An 18,071-nucleotide genomic window follows, 5' to 3' on the forward strand; every position below is an offset into this window, starting at 1 on the left:
GTTGACGCCGGTCCCACTACCTGGACGTTTGCCCGTTGATCAAGGATGCAACCAGCCGCCGAACGGCAGGTTCCGGACAACGGTGAAGACCAGCACCAACGCACCCAGGCTCCACAGGTGGACCGGTCCGAGATCGAGCCGCACCGGCCGTCCGCGGACCGAGCGGACCACCCAGACGGCCCACACCACCGCGAAGACCAGGTATCCGGCGACCGCGAGCACGTTGTCGGTGAGCGCCGCCGCGATGTCCCCGTGCACGAAGGCGTGCGCGCTGCGCAGACCTCCGCAGCCGGGGCAGTACACGCCGGTGAAGCGCAGCAGCGGGCAGACCGGGTAGTGGCCGGGCTGGTTCGGGTCGACGGCCCCCACGTACGCGAAGGCACCGGCGACAGCGGCCAGCACCCCACCGGGGACGAGGAGCCGGCGCAGCACGTCCGGAAGTCCGGCCGCCCGCGTCACCCTCTGGGTTTCTGCGTTCACCCCACGCATTGTGCCCCTCTCCCGCGTCACGCGCCTGTCACGAGAACGCGAGAGGCGGCCCCGGCCGTGCCGGGACCGCCTCTCGGGAGGTTCGCGGGGCGGTCAGCCCTGGGCACCCGCCGTCTCGCGGACCGGGGTGGACTTCTGCTGGCCGAGGCCCGCGGACTTCATGACGAAGCCGACGACACCGCCGAGCGCGACGACGACCATGCCCGCCCAGAAACCCAGTGGCTGGGCCATCACCATGAAGGCACCCGCGACGCAGAAACCGATGAAGGCGATGATGACACCGGTCCAGGCGGCCGGGGTGTGACCGTGGCTGCTGCCCGCCATGACTTGCTCCTCGTTGCTGTATGCGTATGTGAGTCGGACGCTCACGTCCATTGTCCCGTACTCGGGCGCGTGCCGTGAGCGGGGGGTCCGTCCTCGCGCGCCGCCTGCCCCGGTGCGTGACCGGGGTGCCGGGCGGGCCGGGGACGCGGCGGAGCTCTCAGGTTCCGGCCGGGTCGGGGCCCGTCGGGTCCTCTCCGCGGTCGAGCGCCTTCCACAGGTCCTCGGGACGGTCGGGGTCGACCGGCTCGGCCTTCCGCGGCCGGGGCGTCCCGTCGCGTTCGTAGCGGCCCGACATCACCGGCCACAGGCTGCCGTAGCGCAGTGCGAGCAGCCCCGCGAGGAGGATCAGCGCCCCGCCCACGGCCGCGACGTACGGCCAGGCGGTGTGGCTGAGCGCGTCGGCGGTGGCGGCGGTGTTGCCGGAGGAGGCGGCGGCCTTCTCGTCGAGTGCGGAGCTGTCGCCCGCGCCGAGCACGGCCGCGACGACGGTGCCCGCGCCGGAGAGGGCGAGCAGCGCGGAGACGAGCAGGCGCCCGGAGCGGCGTACGGCGAACACGGCGACGAGCGCGGCGAGGCCGACTATGGCGAGCGCCGCGGGCACGCCCGTGACGTCGCTGCCCTTGGCGGTCAGCGGGAAGTCGCCGCCGGCCACCGTCACGGTGCCCTCCGCCCAGCTGCGCCGGGTGGACAGCAGGGCCACGGCCGCGCCGAGCGCGCCGCTGAGCAGCGCCACTCCGAGGCTGCGGCGGCCGGACCCGGCGGGGCCGGCGGCTTCGGATCGGGGGTGAGGTACAGCAGTCACGTACTCCACTATCGCCTGAACCCCGGGCGAACCGTCACCCGGGGTTCACGTGAGCCTCGTCCTATTGCCCGGAACCGGACGGTCCGGCAGCCCCCGCGGCCGGAGGCCAACGGCTCTACCGGCCCAGCCGGTTCGCGGTGTGCACCGCGCGCAGAACGGCCGCCGCCTTGTTGCGGCACTCGTGGTCCTCGGCGAGCGGGTCGGAGTCGGCGACGATGCCCGCGCCCGCCTGGACGTACGCCGTGCCGTCGCGCAGCAGGGCCGTGCGGATCGCGATGGCGGTGTCGGAGTCGCCCGCGAAGTCCAGATAGCCCACGCAGCCGCCGTACAACCCGCGCCGGGACGGCTCCAGTTCGTCGATGATCTGCATCGCGCGGGGCTTGGGGGCTCCGGACAGGGTGCCCGCGGGGAAGCAGGCGGCCAGGACGTCGAAGGCCGTGTGCCCCCGCGCGACCCGCCCCGTCACGGTCGACACGATGTGCATGACGTGCGAGTACCGCTCGACGGACATGAAGTCGACGACCTCGACGGAGCCGGGTTCGCAGACCCGGCCGAGGTCGTTGCGGCCCAGGTCGACGAGCATGAGGTGCTCGGCGCGCTCCTTGGGGTCGGCCATCAGCTCGTCGGCGAGGGCCTGGTCCTCCTGGACGGTGGCGCCGCGCGGCCGGGTGCCCGCGATGGGGTGCACCATCGCCTGCCCGTCCTCGACCTTGACCAGGGCCTCGGGGGACGAGCCGACGACGTCGAAGCCGTCGAAGCGGAACAGGTACATGTACGGCGACGGGTTGGTCGCCCGCAGTACCCGGTACACGTCCAGGGCGCTCGCGGTGCACGGCGTCTCGAAGCGCTGCGAGGGGACGACCTGGAAGGCCTCGCCCGCCCGGATGCGCTCCTTGATGTCCTCGACGGCGTCCCGGAAGTCCGGGCCGCCCCACAGGGCGGTGTACTCGGGCAGTTCGGAGGGCGGGAGCGCGGCGGGCGGCTGGGACACCGCGCGCGACAGGTCGGCCTCCATGGCGTCGAGGCGGGCGACGGCGTCCGCGTAGGCCTCGTCGACGCCGGTGTCGAGGTCGTTGTGGTTGATCGCGTTGGCGATCAGCTGGACCGAGCCCTCCCAGTGGTCCATGACGGCCAGGTCGCTGGTGAGCAGCATGGTCAGCTCGGGCAGCTTCAGGTCGTCCCGCTCACCGGGGCCGATCTTCTCCAGGCGGCGCACGATGTCGTAGCCCAGATAGCCGACCATGCCGCCGGTGAACGGCGGCAGGCCCTCGCCGTGCGGGGTGTGCAGCGCCTCGATGGTGGCGCGCAGGGCGGCCAGCGGGTCGCCGTCCACGGGGACGCCGACGGGCGGGGCGCCGAGCCAGTGCGCCCGCCCGTCCCGCTCGGTGAGCGTCGCGGCCGAGCGGACGCCCACGAAGGAGTAACGGGACCAGGAGCGGCCGTTCTCCGCGGACTCCAGGAGGAAGGTGCCGGGGCGCTCGGCGGCGAGCTTGCGGTAGAGCGCGACCGGCGTGTCGCCGTCCGCGAGGAGCTTGCGGCTGACGGGGATCACACGGCGGTCCGTGGCCAGCTTGCGGAAGGTCTCGAGGTCCATGGCGGCTGACCCTACTGATCCAGTGACGGTACGCCGGAATCGGCGTCCTTGAGCAGCACGTCGGCGTCGAAGCAGGTGCGGGCGCCGGTGTGGCAGGCCGCGCCCACCTGGTCGACCTTCACCAGGAGCGTGTCGGCGTCGCAGTCCAGGGCCACGGACTTCACGTGCTGGACGTGGCCGGAGGTGTCGCCCTTGACCCAGTACTCCCGGCGACTGCGCGACCAGTACGTGCAGCGGCCCGTGGTGAGGGTGCGATGCAGCGCCTCGTCGTCCATCCAGCCGAGCATGAGCACCTCACCGGTGTCGTACTGCTGGGCGATGGCGGGGACGAGCCCGTCGGCGCTGCGCTTGAGGCGCGCGACGATCTCGGGGTCCAGGCCGCTGGGCCTGCTGGGCTGAGGCGTGCTGGTCATGGGTGCCATTCTGCCGCGCCGCGCGGACGCGTCCCGCTCTCGTCCACGGGCCGGACGCCGCCCGGGCCGTCCGGCGCGGGCGCGCCCTCCCGGCGGCCTGCGTCCACTGGGCGGACGGAGGGGGCGGTCGTAGGCTTGCCGCATGTCGACCCATGCCAAGCGTGAACGACTTCTCCTGGCCGATCTGTTGGAGGCCGTGGGCCCGGACGCCCCGACCCTGTGCGAGGGCTGGAACGCCCGGGACCTCGCCGCGCACGTGGTGGTCCGCGAGCGCCGCGCCGACGCGGCCGGCGGAATCCTGATCAAACCGCTCGCGGCGCGGCTGGAGCGGGTGATGGCGGAGTTCGCCGAGAAGCCGTACGAGGAGCTGATCCAGCTGATCCGTACGGGTCCGCCGCGGTTCTCGCCGTTCTCCCTGAAGCAGATCGACGAGGCGTCGAACACGGTCGAGTTCTACGTCCACACCGAGGACGTGCGGCGCGCGCAGCCCGACTGGACGCCGCGCGAGCTGGACACGGTGTTCCAGGACGCCCTGTGGTCCCGGCTGGAGCGCACGGCCCGGCTGGCCGGCCGCGGCTCCCCGACCGGTCTGGTGCTGCGCCGCCCGGACGGCCAGACCGCCGTCGCGCACAAGGGCACTCCGGTCGTGACGGTGACGGGTGAGCCCGCGGAGCTGCTGATGTTCGCGCTCGGCCGGCAGCAGGTGGCCGATGTGGAACTGGACGGCGACAAGGACGCGATCACGAAGCTGCACGAGGCGAAGCAGCTCGGGATCTGAGCGGCCGGCGGACGGACGGTCCGCCCGCGCCCGCCGGGTGTCCGTCAGGGATCCAGCAGGTTGCGGGCGGCCAGGGCGAGCGAGAGTTCCACGACGTCCGTGGGCCGGGTCAGGGAGCGGCCGGTGAGCTGCTCGCAGCGGCGCAGCCGGTTCAGCACCGTGTTGCGGTGGCAGTAGAGCCGGCCGGCGGCACGCTGGGCGGAGCCGTCGCAGGCGAGCCAGGCCGTCAAGGTGTCCAGCATGATGTCCCGGTCGGAGGCGTCCAGCCGCAGCAGCGGGCCGAGGACCCGCTCGGCGAGCGCCGCCCCGAGGGCCGGGGCGGAGACGACGAGGGCGGCGGGCAGGTGCTCCTCCAGTACGACGGTCCCCCCGGAGCGCGGGCAGGCCCGGAGCGCCGTGTCGGCCAGGCGGCGGGCGTCGCCGATCGCGGCGAGTCCCTCCACCACCGGGCTCACCCCGATCCGGGAACCGGGCGGGGAGGCCAGCAGGCGGGCGATCTCCCCGGCGTCCGCGTCGGGCCCGTGCGTCCGGGCGTGCTCCCCGTCGGGGCCGTCGCAGGCCGGGCCGCCGGCCTCCGGCACGGCGGCCGTGCGCTCCGGGCCCCGGGCGCCGAGACCGCCGTCGTGGCCGTGGCCGGGCTCGCCCCCGCCGTGGGGCACGTCGAGGTCACCGCCGAGCAGGACGATCCCGTAGCTCCCGCCGCCGTCGCGATCACGGGACCACAGGACGCGCAGGCCGGGCAGGTGCAGCCGGCCCCGTACGTCCGCACCCGCCCGGACGGCGGGCAGGCGGGCCAGCACGACGGCGTACCGGCCTTCTTCGGGGAGCCCCAGGGCGGCCGCGGTGGCGGGCAGGTCGGCGATGCGCGCGGTGCCGTCCAGCAGCGCGGTCGTCATCAGGCGCAGCCGGTTCTCCCGGCGCCACATCAGCTCGCGCTCGGTCTGGCGGTAGGCGTCGGCGACGATCGCGCAGTGGTCGTCGACGAAGTTCCACACGTCGGCGGCCACGTGCACGAGCAGCCGCACGTCGGCGGGGTCGCGGCGGGCGGTCTCGTCGACGAGCCCCTGCCAGACCATGCCGCCGCCCAGCCGGAAGGCGCGCAGCAGGGCGTCCAGCGGGAGGCCGTCCTCGGCCCGGGCCCTGCCGATGGCCCAGGAACAGCGGTGGGCGGCCTCGCGCAGCTCGCCGGGCCGGATGAGGGATCCGACGTTGAGCCGCAGCGAGCGCTGGACCTCTTCGCGCACGTTCTCCGGGTCGGTCCGCACGGCCGTGCGGTAGGCGGGTTCGCACTCGCTCAGGAGGGTCATCAGGCGTTCGGTGAGCTCGGGCAGCCCCGCCATGAGCGTCCGGGCCGCGCGGTGCAGTACGGAGAGTGCCTCCGCGTCGACGGCCGGGCGTGCGGCGGGTACCGGGGGCCGCGGTCCGGGCAGGGGCCGGACGTGGGCGGGTACGAGGTGCTGCATCGCTGTCCTCCACCGGAGTCGGCTCGGTCCGGCCGGCCCGGTGCGCCGACGCGCGGCACACGGGTGCTCCGGACCTCCTGATCCCGCAGGATGACATACCGCCCGGTCGGTACCTAGGGGTGTGCGATGGTCTTCTCGGCCCGGTCCACCAGCCGGGAGAGCTCGACGCGGGAGCGGATCCCCAGGACGGCGAAGACATTCCGCAGGTGGTGGTCGACGGTGCGGGGACTCACGGACAGGCTGAGCGCCACCTCACGATTGGTGGCGCCCTCCGCCACACATCGCGCGATCCGCAGCTGCTGGGGCGTCAGCAGCGCCAGCGGGCCGGACGGTTCACGCGGTGCGGCGTCCCCGTTGGCGCGCAGTTCGGCCCGCGCCTGCGCGGCCCAGCCGAGCGCGCCGCCCCGCTCGAAGGAGACCAGCGCGTCACGCAGACGACCGCGGGCCTCACCCGGTCTGCGCCGCCGCCGCAGCCACGCCCCGTACAGCAGCTGGGTACGGCCGCGTTCGAAGTCCCCGGTCGCCTCCTCGTGGCGGTCCAGCGCGGCGGCGAACAGCGCCTCGCGCTCCTGATGGCCGCTCAGCAGCGCTCGACAGCGGGCCAGTTGGGCCGGCGCCTGCGGGTCGGCGCCCTGACCGGCCCACCGGGCGAACTCGGCCACCGCCGAACGGGCGGCCTCGGTCTGGCCGGTGCGGGCCGCCGCCTCCACGAAGCAGGGGACGGCGAGCATCCGCACCGCGAAGTGACCGCGGCGCGGCCCGGGTCCCACCAGCGGGCCGAGTCGCGCGGCGGCCTCGGCGACCCGGCCGCGGGCCAGGTCGGCGCGGGCTCGCGCCCACTGGGCCAGGGTGGCCGCCTGCGCGAGTCCGTGGGGCGCGGCGACGCGTTCGGCGGCGTCGGCGTGCTCGGCGACGTCCTCCGCGGAACCCTCGACCGACGCCACCAGCGCGAGGATCGCGTGGTGGTGGGCCGCGAGGTTGTCCTGGCCGGCGTCGCGGGCGGTGCGCAGCCCCTCCTCGGCGTGGGCGCGGGCCCGGGCGTGCCGGCCGGCGCGCAGTTCGGCGTAGGCCAGGCGTTCCAGCGCCTGGGCGACGAGAACGCGCGGGCCCCTGGCCCGGGCGACGGCGAGGGCACGGGAGTTGGCCCGGCAGGCGGCCGGCAGATCGCCCGCCACCAGGGCGGCGCCCCCGGCCCGCAGGAGCGCCTCCGGGCCCTGCGGGGTGGCGCCGGCCGCGCCCGCCACCACCTCCCGCAGCCGCTGCCGTCCGGCCTCCAGACGTCCGTGCATCACCTCGGCCATCCCCTCCCGGTACGCCGTGAGCCGACGGTCGGCGCCGGTGCCGGGCCGCACCGGAGGGGGCTCCAAGGCCTCCAGGCAGGCCGCCGCGTCGCCCGTCGCCCAGGCCGCCTCCATGGCGGCGAGCCGGGCGGCCTGCGCACGGCCCGCGTCGGCGGGAGCCAGCAACTCGGCCGCCAGGAGCAGCGCTTCGCGTGCGTCGGCGACCGGGCCGTCCTGGAGGGCGAGCCGTCCGCCGACCAGTTCCGCCGCTCCGCGCACCGCGTCCCGCGCACCCTCGTACCCGGCCTGTGCCAGCAGGTCCCGGGCGCGCCGCGGCAGCCCCGCCAGCCGGGCGTGCTCGGCGGCGTGGACCAGACGGAGGGCGCGTACACCGTCCTCGGTGGCGAGTTCGGCGGACCGCGCCCAGGCCGCCGACAGCTCCGCGGAGTCCGCCCCGGCCGGCTCCCGGGCCGCCGCGGCGGCGAGCGCGTCGCCGAGGCCGGGTGCGGGTGCCGTGGCCGCCGCGGCCCGGTGGAAGAGCACGGGCAGCACGTGCGGACCCCCGGCATGGGCCTCGGCCAGCAGACGGTGGGCCGCGCGCCGCCGGACGGGCGGCGCGCTCGCGTAGAAGGTGCGGGCCGTGCGCCGGTCCACGATGGCGATCCGGCCCCCGCTGAGCCGGACGAGGCCCGCGGCCTCCGCCGCGTCGAGCACATCCGCGTCGAGCCCGCACGCACCGGCGGCTCTGCGGACCACCGCGGCGTCCACTCCGGCGCCCCTCGCGTCCCGCTCCCCCTCGGCAACCGCCAGCAGCATCAACTCACCCTGCCCCGCGGGCTGTTCGCCGGACCACACGACATCGCCCACGGTGGCCGGCGCCGCGGGGTCGGAGAGCCCGATGGAGCTCGGGGGGCCGGCTGAACCTCTATGGCGGGAGCCCGGCGGCGTGTCGGTCCGGGTGGGGTCCTCCGCATCGAGTACCGATGCGGCGGCGGAAGGCGGGCCGGTGCCGCCTCGCCCGCTCTTTGCCCGCGTCGTCGGCGGGTCCGGGAGGGGGACCGCCGTCGCGTCCGCCGCCGGGACCGATATCGCGTCCGCCGCCGGGGGCGGCGGCGCCGTGCGGTCCCCGGGCGGTTCGGTGCCCGCGGCGGTCGGCGCTCCGGGCGCACGGCTCCGGCACGGTGGATCCGACGCCCCCCGCACGGGTGGGGGTGACGTACTCCGGCCCGCTGTCCGGAGTGGACTTCGCGCAGTCGTCATTCCGGTCACGAGCGTCACGTTACTTCCGCGTAGACGAAGGCGGAAGTGCCGGGTTCGCTTGCCCCGCAGGCCCGGAGATCCCCTGTGACCAGGCAGAACAGGGTCGTCGAGGAGGCACGGGGCGGGTGCGGGCTGGGCGCGCTCCCAGATCCGGCGCACCATGCCTGTGCGCCCGCACAAGCGGTGCGCCCGGGGTGCCGTGAGGGCACCCCGGGCGCGGACCCGACGACGCGGGGACGGGTCAGGAGGTGTGCGGGCAGTTGCCTCGGTACTCGTCGATCGTGAGGGACGGCCGCGGCAACGGGCAGAGGAACTGCTCGTAGCGGATGTCGTTGTCGATGAATCGCTTCAGCCACGAAATGCTGTACTTCGCGATCGTCGTGTTCGAGCTGTTGGGCGTGAAGTGGGTGGCGCCGTTGAGCTCCAGATACGCCTTGTCGAGCGAGCTCGGCAGGCTCTCGTAGAAGGGCTCGGAGTGGGTGGCGACCGGTGCGATCGTGTCACCGTCGGCGCCCACGATCAGGGTGGGCGTCTTGATCTCCGGCCAGGTCTTGTCCAGGTTCCAGCCGGTCAGCGGGATCGCCGCCTGGAGCGAGGGCCGGCTCTTCGCGGCCTCCAGCGTGCCGCCGCCGCCCATCGAGTGCCCCATGACGCCGAGCCGGCTGCTGTCGATCCTGGTCCGCACGGCACTGCTCTGCGTCAAGTAGTCGAGCGCGGAGAGCAGTTGGCGGCCCCGGCTGTCGGGCTGGTCGAGGGTGGTGAGGGTGTCGATGGTGAACACCACGAAGCCCTGCGAGGCGAGCCGGGGCCCGAGCCAGGCGATGGACGACTGGTACGCGGTGTATCCGGGCGAGATGACGACCGCGCCGAAGGTGCCGTCGCTGGTCGAGGTCGGGTAGTAGACGGTGCCGCCGCCGAATCCGGACACGGACAGCGAGGAGACGGTGGTCTGCGAGACGGCGTACGGCCCACGGGCCGCCTCGATGCTCGTCTCGGTGGGCGCGGGGCCGCGCTCGTACGGGTTCTCGGCGGCCGCCTGCGTGGGGGCTGCCTGCGCTCCGGCGGCCTGCGCGGCCACCAGGCCTCCCGCGGCCAGGAGCACCGCGAGGCCGGCCCGTACGAGACGGTTCGTGAACCGGTGCGAGCGCGGGGCGGACGGGTCGGGGCCGACGGGTGCGGCGGGGGAAGGGTTGTTCGGCTGCTGCACGGCGGGTGCGTCCTCTCGGTGAGGGGTGACGGACCCGCGCCGCGGGTCGGTGCGCGGCCGGGGCGTGGGTGTCGGACGGCGCACGCTCCGAAGCGGCGGGGTCCGTCTCGGTGGGTTGCGCCGGCAACTGTCCGCCCGCACCCCGGCCGCCCACATCGGCAGAATCACCGGCCTCGGCCCGCGGCCGTACCCGCGCCCCTTCCCCCCGCGGATCTGCGGCCCGCCCGCGTCCCTCCCCCGGGAACCTGTGGCCCGCCGGCGCCCCATCCCCGGCGACCTGCGGCCCGAGCCCGCGCCCGCGCCCGCCTCTCCCGGAATCCTGCGGCCCGAGCCCGAGCCCGCGCCCGGCTCTCCCGGAATCCTGCGGCCCGAGCCCGAGCCCGCGCCCGGCTCTCCCGGAATCCTGCGGGCCGCACACGACGCCGGTGACGGCAGCGGCAGCGGCTTCGGCGCAGGTCCGCCGGGGCCGTCTTCAGCGGGGCAGTTCCGCGCGGCGCAGGTCGCGGACGCAGAGGGTGACCACCCCGCCGAGGCCGCACACCACGGCGCTGACGACGAAGACGGGCCCGGTGCCCCACCAGCCGATCGCGGCGGCGGTCAGCGGCATGCTCAGCGGAGCGAGCCCCAGACTGCCGATCGTGGCGACCGAGCTGACCCGGCCCAGGAAGGCGGGGTCGGCGTGGGTCTGCAGCAGCGCGCCGCACAGGGCACCGCTGAGCCCGGCGAACAGGCCGACGACCAGGGTGACTCCGACGGCCGCGGCCACGGTCGGTACGAAGGCGAGGCCGCCGATGGCGACCGAACCGGCGAGGATCGCCACCGCGGCCACCCGGCCCGCGTACGGCAGCCCGCCCCGCACGGTGAGGAGCAGGGCCGCGGCGCCCGCGCCGATCCCGAACCCGGCGAGCACCCAGCCGATGCCCGAGGCGCCCCAGCCGCGCCGGTCGGCCAGCAGGGTCAGGCCCACGTTGAGCGGCCCGACGAAGCCGAGATCGCCGAGCGCGATGGCGACCACGAGGGGCGCGAGGACCCGGTGGCGCCGGATGTAGCCGAGGCCCTCGCGCAGGTCACGCCACGGGGTGCGCTCCCCGGCCGTGTCGTCGGCGGGCAGCTCCCGCACGCGGACGGAGACCAGCAGCGGCACGGAGACAGCGATCAGCGCCCCCGCGAGCCCGAACGCCGCGGCCGCGCCGCCGAGCGCGACGCCGAGGCCGCCGAGCGGGGCGCCGGCGACGTTGGCGAAGCGGATCGCGAGACCCCTCATGCCCTGGACGCGGGCCAGTTGGCCGCGGCTCGTGATGCGGGCCGGGAGGGCGCCCACGGCGGGCATGAAGACCGCGTCGACGGTACCGAAGACGAGGCCCAGCAGGGCCAGCGGCCACAGCCCGGGGGAGGTCGCGAACAGCAGGGCCGCCACCGACAGCACGGCCGCGCAGCGCACGGCGTCGCTCCCGATCACGACCTTCCGCGGTCCGAACCGGTCGGCGACCACTCCCCCGCCCAGCATCAGCAGGGCCCGGGGAATCGCGCTGACGGTCATCACGAGACCGGCCTGCGCGGGTGTCCCGGTCTGCACGGCGGCCCAGGACAGCGCGATGTAGTAGACGTTGTCGCCGATCATCGACGAGGTGTAGGCGCCGAGCCAGCGCAGTACGTTGCCGTCGCGGTGGGCGGGGCGGGCTTCGGCGGCGGGGGCCGGTGTCATGACGGTCGTGGTCACGGTCCAGGTCCTCTCAGACGCTGAGACGAGCGCGGAAGGAGGCAGGTGCGGGGTACGGGCCGGGAACAGGTCCCGGGATGCGGGCGAGGTCCCGCGCGGGCGCGGCTCTCGCGCCGGACCGCGTCGCGTGCCGGACGAGGTCCCTGCGAGGAGGTCAGGCGCGGAACGGGAAGCCGTACAGGTGCACCGCGACGTTCTCGCGGCCTTCGGTGTCGCCCGCTTCTTCGGCTGTGCGGCCCCGCTCGTCGTACTTCCTGACGAGGTCGAGCAACTCCTCGTTGAGCTCGGCGAGTTCGGCCGCCGTCAGACGCAGGCTGGACTCGGAGTCGGAGGAGGCGGTGCGCCACTCGGGCGCCCAGGCGTGCCGCTCGTCCAGGTAGCGCCGGTAGAGGTCGGCGCGCTGGTCGACGAGCAGCCGGGCGAACGCGGTGTGCGCGGCGGCCGTCTCGGGGGCCCCGCGGAAGTCCTCGTCGTGGAGACTCACGCCCCCGGACGTCGGCTGCCACCACCGCTCGCGGCCGTCCCCGCTGCGCGGCCGCGCCTCCTCGATCAGTCCGTGCTCCGCCAGCTTGCGCAGGTGGTAGCTCACCAGGGAGGGGGCCTCGTCGACCTGCTCCCCCAGTTGCGACGCGGTGGCCGCGCCGGTCACGTGCAGCGAGCGGTACAGACTCATCCGCAGAGGGTGCGAGAGCGCCTTGAGCGTTCCCAGATCCGAGACCCTGCGACTCTCCTTGCGACTCTCTTCTTCCGCCATACCCTCACCGTAGATACGAAAGGAAAGTTGCGCAATATAAATTGCGCAACTTTCCTTTCGCGTCACGCCACGAAGCAGCCCCGGTCACTCGGTGACCGGGGCTCGACGACGACCGCCGGTGGGTCCGCGGCGGCGGACTCCGGCGCGACCTCAGCGGACGGGGTGCCCCGCCCCCCGCAGCGTCTCCTTCACCTCTCCGATCCGCAGATCCCCGAAGTGGAAGACCGACGCGGCCAGCACCGCGTCCGCACCGGCGTCGATGGCGGGCGGGAAGTGCGCGAGCCTGCCGGCGCCGCCGCTGGCGATCAGCGGGACGCTCACGTGCTTGCGTACGGCCTCGATCATCTCGATGTCGTACCCGTCCTTCGTGCCGTCCGCGTCCATCGAGTTGAGCAGGATCTCGCCCGCCCCCAGCTCGGCCGCGCGGTGCGCCCACTCGACGGCGTCGATGCCCGTGCCCTTGCGGCCGCCGTGCGTGGTGACCTCGAAGGAGCCGGCCTCGGTGCGCCGGGCGTCCACGGACAGCACCAGCACCTGCCGCCCGAACCGCTCCGCGATCTCCCGGATGAGGTCGGGCCGCGCGATGGCCGCGGTGTTGACGCCGACCTTGTCCGCGCCGGCCCGCAGCAGCTTGTCCACGTCCTCGGCGGTGCGGACGCCGCCGCCCACCGTGAGCGGGATGAAGACCTGCTCGGCCGTGCGGCGCACCACGTCGTAGGTGGTCTCCCGGTTGCCGGAGGACGCCGTGATGTCGAGGAACGTCAGCTCGTCGGCGCCTTCGGCGTCGTACACCTTGGCCATCTCGACGGGGTCGCCCGCGTCGCGCAGGTTCTGGAAGTTGACCCCCTTGACGACCCGGCCGTTGTCCACGTCCAGGCAGGGGATGACGCGTACCGCGAGCGTCATGACCGCGCACCTCCGTTCTCCGCCCGCGGACGGAACGCCTCCACCTCGACCTCGACGACCAGGCTCGGGTCGATGAAGCCGGAGACGATGAGCATGGACGTGGCGGGGCGCACGTCGTCGAAGAGCTCCTTGTGGGCGCGGCCCACCTCGTCGACGTCGCGGGCGTGGGTGATGTACATCCGCGTGCGCACCACGTGCTCGCGGCCGAGCCCCAGGGTCTTCAGCGCGTCGATCGCCGCCCGGAAGGCGTTGACCGCCTGCTCGTACGGCGTGCCCGCGTCTATCACGCCACCGACCACGGAGGTGCAACCGGAGACCAGGACCAGGCCGTTGGGCAGTTCCACCGCCCGCGAGTAGCCGACCGCGTCCTCGAACGGACCGCCCGAGGAGATCCGCCGTACTCCGTCGTCGGTCATACGGAGACCGCCTCCAGCGCCTCTTCCAGCGTGAACGCCTTGGCGTACAGGGCCTTGCCGACGATCGAGCCCTCGACGCCGAGGGGCACCAGCTCGGCGATGGCCCGCAGGTCGTCCAGGGAGGACACACCGCCGGAGGCCACGACCGGGCGGTCCGTCGCCGCGCACACGTTCCGCAGCAGTTCCAGGTTCGGACCCTGGAGCGTGCCGTCCTTGGCGATGTCGGTGACCACGTACCGCGCGCAGCCCTCGGAGTTCAGTCGCTCCAGCGTCTCGTAGAGGTCGCCGCCGTCGCGGGTCCAGCCGCGGCCGCGCAGCGTGGTGCCGCGGACGTCGAGCCCGACCGCGATCTTGTCGCCGTGCTCGGCGATGACCTTGGCGACCCACTCGGGGGTCTCCAGCGCCGCGGTGCCGAGGTTGACGCGGGTGCAGCCGGTGGCGAGGGCCGCGGCGAGCGTGTCGTCGTCGCGGATGCCGCCGGACAGCTCCACCTTGATGTCCATGGCCTTCGCGACCTCGGCGATCAGGGCGCGGTTGTCGCCGGTGCCGAACGCGGCGTCCAGGTCGACGAGGTGCAGCCACTCGGCGCCCGCGCTCTGCCAGGCGAGGGCGGCCTCCAGGGGCGAGCCGTAGGACGTCTCGGTACCGGACTCGCCGTGCACCAGGCGGACGGCCTGCCCGTCGCGGACGTCGACGGCGGGGAGGAGTTCGAGCTTCGAAGCCATCAGAGGGTTCCGATCCAGTTGTTCAGCAGCTGCGCTCCGGCGTCGCCGGACTTCTCGGGGTGGAACTGCGTGGCCCACAGGGCGCCGTTCTCGACGGCGGCCACGAAGGGCTCGCCGTACGTCGACCAGGTGACCTTGGGTGCGCGCATCGCCGGGTTCGCGACTTCCAGGGACCAGTCGTGGACGGCGTAGGAGTGCACGAAGTAGAAGCGGGCGTCGGCGTCGAGGCCCGCGAAGAGCTCCGAGTCGGCCGGCGCCTCGACCGTGTTCCAGCCCATGTGGGGCACGACGTCGGCCTGGAGCGGTCCGACCGTGCCGGGCCACTCGTCCAGCCCTTCGGCCTCCACGCCGTGCTCGATGCCGCGGGCGAAGAGGATCTGCATGCCGACGCAGATGCCCATCACCGGGCGGCCGCCGGAGAGCCGGCGGCCGATGATCCAGTCGCCGCGAGCCTCCTTGAGGCCCTTCATGCACGCGGCGAAGGCGCCGACGCCGGGCACCAGCAGTCCGTCCGCGTTCATGGCGGTGTCGAAGTCGCGGGTGATCTCGACCTCGGCGCCCGCGCGGGCGAGGGCCCGCTCGGCGGACCGTACGTTCCCGAAGCCGTAGTCGAAGACGACGACCTTCTTCGGGTCGCTCACGCCCACACCTCCAGCCTCATGACGCCCGCGACGAGACACATCGCGGCACCGATGGAGAGCAGCACGATGAGGCTCCGCGGCATCTTCTGCTTGGCGAAGGAGTAGACGCCCCCGAGGAGGAAGAGTCCGACGACGATCAGGATGCTCGACAGGCCGGTCACAGTGTCTTTCCGTTCGCTTCTGCGCCCCGGCGGCGCGGCGGCCGGGGCATCGTCATCGTCGTCCGCGGCCCGGCGGCCGCACGTGCGCCGCTCACAGCGCCCCCTTCGTGGAGGGCAGGATGCCGGCGGCACGCGGGTCGCGCTCGGAGGCGTACCGCAGGGCCCGGGCCAGGGCCTTGAACTGGCACTCCACGATGTGGTGCGCGTTGCGCCCGTAGGGCACGTGCACGTGCAGCGCGATCTGCGCCTGGGCGACGAAGGACTCCAGGATGTGCCGGGTCATCGTGGTGTCGTACTCGCCGATCATCGGCGCCATGTTCTCGGGCTCGGTGTGCACGAGGTAGGGGCGGCCGGAGAGGTCGACGGTGACCTGGGCGAGCGACTCGTCCAGCGGGACCGTGCAGTTGCCGAAGCGGTAGATCCCCACCTTGTCGCCGAGCGCCTGCTTGAAGGCGGCGCCCAGGGCGAGGGCGGTGTCCTCGATGGTGTGGTGCGAGTCGATGTGCAGGTCGCCCTCGGTCTTCACCGTCAGGTCGAACAGACCGTGCCGGCCGAGCTGGTCGAGCATGTGGTCGTAGAAGCCGACACCCGTCGACACGTCGACCTTGCCCGACCCGTCGAGATCGATCTCGACGAGGACCGACGTCTCCTTCGTGGTGCGCTCCACGCGTCCTACGCGGCTCATGCGCTCTGCTCCTTCTTCAGTTCACGGACCGCGTCGAGGAACGCGTCGTTCTCTTCGGGGGTCCCGGCGGACACCCGCAGCCATCCCGGCACGCCGTTGTCCCGGACCAGGACGCCCCGGTCGAGGATCCGCCGCCAGGCCTCGTGGGAGCCGTCCGCGCCGTCGAACCGCCCGAACTGGACGAAGTTCGCGTCGGACTCGGTGACCTCGTAGCCGATCGCGCGCAGTTCGGCGACCAGCCGGTCACGCTCGGCCTTGAGCTGCTCCACGTATCCGAGCAGGGTGTCGGTGTGCTCCAGGGCGGCCAGCGCGGTCGCCTGGGTGACGGCCGACAGGTGGTACGGCAGCCGGACCAGCTGGACGGCGTCCACGACGGCGGGGTGCGCGGCCAGGTAGCCGAGGCGCAGCCCCGCCGCCCCGAAGGCCTTGGACATGGTCCGCGAGACGACGAGATTCGGCCGGCCTTCGAGCAGCGGCAGCAGCGAGTCGCCGTGGCTGAACTCGATGTACGCCTCGTCCACGACCACCATCGACGGCTTGACCGCCTGGGCCGCCTCGTACAGCGCGAGGACCGTCTCGGGCGGGACCGCGTTGCCCGTGGGGTTGTTGGGGGTGGTGATGAAGACCACGTCGGGCCGGTTCTCGGCGATGGCCTGCTCGGCCGCCGCGACGTCGATCGTGAAGTCCTCCTTGCGGGGACCGGAGATCCAGCCGGTACCGGTGCCGCGCGCGATGAGCGCGTGCATCGAGTACGACGGCTCGAAGCCGATCGCCGTGCGGCCGGGGCCGCCGAAGGTCTGCAGCAGCTGCTGGATGACCTCGTTCGACCCGTTGGCCGCCCAGACGTTCTCCCGGCCGACCCGGTGGCCGCCGGTCCGCGTCAGGTACTTGGCCAGTTCCGTGCGCAGCTCCACCGCGTCCCGGTCGGGGTAGCGGTTGAGGTCACGGGCGGCTTCGCGCACCCGCTCGGCGATCCGTTCGACGAGCGGCTCGGGCAGCGGGTACGGGTTCTCGTTGGTGTTCAGGCGTACGGGGACGTCGAGCTGGGGCGCGCCATAGGGGGACTTGCCGCGCAGCTCGTCCCGTACGGGGAGATCGTCGATTCCGAAGCTCACTTGCTCTCAGGCACCTTCCAACCGAACCGGGCCTTGATCGCCGCGCCGTGCGCGGGCAGGTCCTCCGCCTCCGCGAGCGTCACCACGTGGTGCGCCACGTCGGCCAGCGCGTCCTTCGTGTAGTCCACGATGTGGATGCCGCGCAGGAAGGACTGGACGGACAGGCCGGAGGAGTGGCAGGCACAGCCGCCGGTGGGCAGGACGTGGTTCGAGCCCGCCGCGTAGTCGCCCAGCGAGACCGGCGCCCAGGGGCCGACGAAGATCGCGCCCGCGTTCCTGACGCGGTCGGCGACGCGGGCGGCGTCGGCGGTCTGGATCTCCAGGTGCTCGGCGCCGTACGCGTCGACGACCCGCAGTCCCTCCTCCACGCCGTCGACGAGCACGACGGCGGACTGCCTGCCGCCGAGCGCGGGGACGATCCGGTCCTCGATGTGCCGGGTGGCCGCGACCTGCGGCTCCAGCTCCTTCTCGACCGCGTCGGCCAGCTCCACGGAGTCCGTGACGAGGACGGCGGCGGCCAGCGGGTCGTGCTCGGCCTGGCTGATCAGGTCCGAGGCGACGTGCACCGGGTCGGCGGTCGCGTCGGCGAGGATCGCGATCTCCGTGGGACCGGCCTCGGCATCGATGCCGATCTTGCCCGCGAAGTACCGCTTGGCCGCGGCGACCCAGATGTTGCCGGGACCGGTGACCATGTTCGCGGGCGGGCAGGACTCGGTGCCGTGCGCGAACATCGCGACGGCGGTCGCGCCGCCCGCCGCGTACACCTCGTCGACGCCGAGCAGCGCGCAGGCGGCCAGGATCGTGGGGTGCGGCAGCCCGCCGAACTCGGCCTGGGCGGGTGAGGCGAGCGCGATGGAGCCGACGCCGGCCTCCTGGGCGGGGACGACGTTCATGATCACGGAGGACGGGTAGACCGACCGGCCGCCGGGCGCGTAGAGACCGACGCGGTCGACGGGGACCCACTTCTCGGTCACCGAGCCGCCCGGCACGACCTGCGTCGTGTGGGCGGTGCGCCGCTGCTCGCGGTGGACGAGCCGGGCGCGCCGGATCGACTCCTCCAGGGCGGCCCGCACGGCCGGGTCGAGCGTGTCGAGCGCGTCACGGAGCGCCTCGGCCGGGACGCGTACCGATTCCAGCCGGACACCGTCGAACTTCTCCGCGTAGTCGATCAGCGCCGCGTCGCCCCGATGATGCACGGCCTCGCAGATCGGACGCACCTTCTCCAGTGCGGCCGAAACGTCGAAGTCGGCTCGGGGCAGCAGGTCGCGCAGGGCGGAGCCCTCGGGGAGGGCGTCGCCGCGCAGATCGATTCGGGAGATCACAGGCCCAATTCTCTCA

At 73.9% G+C, this 18,071-nt stretch carries 19 protein-coding genes; 1 reads left to right on the forward strand and 18 read right to left on the reverse strand.

The genetic code is table 11. The features are described 5' to 3' along the window. Nucleotides 1-39 precede the first annotated feature (39 nt). The 5 genes from ACZ4IF_RS00345 to hisI form a co-directional block, all read right to left on the reverse strand. The gene (locus ACZ4IF_RS00345) at nt 40-489 is read right to left on the reverse strand and encodes a DUF2752 domain-containing protein (RefSeq protein ID WP_359491220.1); all 450 of its coding nucleotides are present in this window, start codon (nt 487-489) and stop codon (nt 40-42) included. 93 nt (nt 490-582) lie between these two features. Further along, on the reverse strand, nt 583-813 hold the full coding sequence (locus tag ACZ4IF_RS00350) for an HGxxPAAW family protein (RefSeq protein WP_467558207.1): 231 nt from the start codon (nt 811-813) through the stop codon (nt 583-585). Nucleotides 814-970: 157 nt separating this feature from the next. After that, nucleotides 971-1,624: a TIGR02234 family membrane protein gene (locus ACZ4IF_RS00355; protein ID WP_467558209.1), complete on the reverse strand. Its 654-nt coding sequence runs from the start codon at nt 1,622-1,624 to the stop codon at nt 971-973. Between the two features lie 106 nt (nt 1,625-1,730). Further along, nucleotides 1,731-3,209 carry an anthranilate synthase component I gene (locus ACZ4IF_RS00360; protein WP_467558211.1) on the reverse strand — a complete coding sequence of 493 codons (1,479 nt, stop codon included), beginning with the start codon at nt 3,207-3,209 and terminating at the stop codon, nt 1,731-1,733. Between the two features lie 11 nt (nt 3,210-3,220). Next, on the reverse strand, nt 3,221-3,622 hold the full coding sequence (gene hisI / locus ACZ4IF_RS00365; protein ID WP_467558213.1) for a phosphoribosyl-AMP cyclohydrolase: 402 nt from the start codon (nt 3,620-3,622) through the stop codon (nt 3,221-3,223). Between the two features lie 142 nt (nt 3,623-3,764). Here hisI and ACZ4IF_RS00370 point away from each other — a divergent pair, with 142 nt between their 5' ends. Then, nucleotides 3,765-4,400 carry a TIGR03085 family metal-binding protein gene (locus ACZ4IF_RS00370; protein ID WP_345643799.1) on the forward strand — a complete coding sequence of 212 codons (636 nt, stop codon included), beginning with the start codon at nt 3,765-3,767 and terminating at the stop codon, nt 4,398-4,400. A gap of 44 nt (nt 4,401-4,444) precedes the next feature. Here ACZ4IF_RS00370 and ACZ4IF_RS00375 read toward each other — a convergent pair whose 3' ends face one another. The 13 genes from ACZ4IF_RS00375 to hisD form a co-directional block, all read right to left on the reverse strand. Further along, a complete protein-coding gene (locus ACZ4IF_RS00375; RefSeq protein WP_467558215.1) occupies nt 4,445-5,863 on the reverse strand; it encodes a PucR family transcriptional regulator in 1,419 nt (472 codons plus the stop codon). 113 nt (nt 5,864-5,976) lie between these two features. Next, a complete protein-coding gene (locus ACZ4IF_RS00380) occupies nt 5,977-7,959 on the reverse strand; it encodes a LuxR C-terminal-related transcriptional regulator (RefSeq protein ID WP_467558217.1) in 1,983 nt (660 codons plus the stop codon). A 685-nt stretch (nt 7,960-8,644) separates the two neighbouring features. Further along, nucleotides 8,645-9,610, reverse strand: coding sequence for a bis(hydroxyethyl) terephthalate hydrolase (bdeA, locus tag ACZ4IF_RS00385; RefSeq protein ID WP_467558219.1), 966 nt, complete (start codon nt 9,608-9,610; stop codon nt 8,645-8,647). Nucleotides 9,611-10,082: 472 nt separating this feature from the next. Continuing rightward, nucleotides 10,083-11,315 (reverse strand): MFS transporter, encoded by a 1,233-nt coding sequence (locus ACZ4IF_RS00390; RefSeq protein ID WP_467559903.1) that lies wholly within the window; start codon nt 11,313-11,315, stop codon nt 10,083-10,085. 169 nt (nt 11,316-11,484) lie between these two features. Then, nucleotides 11,485-12,084 carry an ArsR/SmtB family transcription factor gene (locus ACZ4IF_RS00395; RefSeq protein WP_467558221.1) on the reverse strand — a complete coding sequence of 200 codons (600 nt, stop codon included), beginning with the start codon at nt 12,082-12,084 and terminating at the stop codon, nt 11,485-11,487. 150 nt (nt 12,085-12,234) lie between these two features. Next, the gene (gene hisF, locus ACZ4IF_RS00400; protein WP_028803157.1) at nt 12,235-12,990 is read right to left on the reverse strand and encodes an imidazole glycerol phosphate synthase subunit HisF; all 756 of its coding nucleotides are present in this window, start codon (nt 12,988-12,990) and stop codon (nt 12,235-12,237) included. Further along, nucleotides 12,987-13,406: a RidA family protein gene (locus ACZ4IF_RS00405; protein ID WP_467558224.1), complete on the reverse strand. Its 420-nt coding sequence runs from the start codon at nt 13,404-13,406 to the stop codon at nt 12,987-12,989. The genes hisF and ACZ4IF_RS00405 overlap by 4 nt, the downstream gene beginning before the upstream one ends. Beyond that, nucleotides 13,403-14,131 (reverse strand): bifunctional 1-(5-phosphoribosyl)-5-((5-phosphoribosylamino)methylideneamino)imidazole-4-carboxamide isomerase/phosphoribosylanthranilate isomerase PriA, encoded by a 729-nt coding sequence (gene priA, locus ACZ4IF_RS00410; RefSeq protein WP_095933680.1) that lies wholly within the window; start codon nt 14,129-14,131, stop codon nt 13,403-13,405. The genes ACZ4IF_RS00405 and priA overlap by 4 nt, the downstream gene beginning before the upstream one ends. Beyond that, nucleotides 14,131-14,772 (reverse strand): imidazole glycerol phosphate synthase subunit HisH, encoded by a 642-nt coding sequence (hisH, locus tag ACZ4IF_RS00415; protein ID WP_467558226.1) that lies wholly within the window; start codon nt 14,770-14,772, stop codon nt 14,131-14,133. Before hisH ends, priA begins: the two co-directional genes overlap by 1 nt. Then, the gene (locus ACZ4IF_RS00420; RefSeq protein WP_028803161.1) at nt 14,769-14,933 is read right to left on the reverse strand and encodes a hypothetical protein; all 165 of its coding nucleotides are present in this window, start codon (nt 14,931-14,933) and stop codon (nt 14,769-14,771) included. Before ACZ4IF_RS00420 ends, hisH begins: the two co-directional genes overlap by 4 nt. Nucleotides 14,934-15,024: 91 nt before the next feature. Next, on the reverse strand, nt 15,025-15,618 hold the full coding sequence (gene hisB, locus ACZ4IF_RS00425) for an imidazoleglycerol-phosphate dehydratase HisB (RefSeq protein ID WP_010987556.1): 594 nt from the start codon (nt 15,616-15,618) through the stop codon (nt 15,025-15,027). Then, nucleotides 15,615-16,733: a histidinol-phosphate transaminase gene (locus tag ACZ4IF_RS00430; RefSeq protein ID WP_467558230.1), complete on the reverse strand. Its 1,119-nt coding sequence runs from the start codon at nt 16,731-16,733 to the stop codon at nt 15,615-15,617. Before ACZ4IF_RS00430 ends, hisB begins: the two co-directional genes overlap by 4 nt. Next, the gene (gene hisD, locus ACZ4IF_RS00435) at nt 16,730-18,055 is read right to left on the reverse strand and encodes a histidinol dehydrogenase (protein WP_095933682.1); all 1,326 of its coding nucleotides are present in this window, start codon (nt 18,053-18,055) and stop codon (nt 16,730-16,732) included. The genes ACZ4IF_RS00430 and hisD overlap by 4 nt, the downstream gene beginning before the upstream one ends. Nucleotides 18,056-18,071: the final 16 nt, after the last annotated feature.

This window comes from Streptomyces sp. NPDC025784 (genome assembly GCF_055558435.1).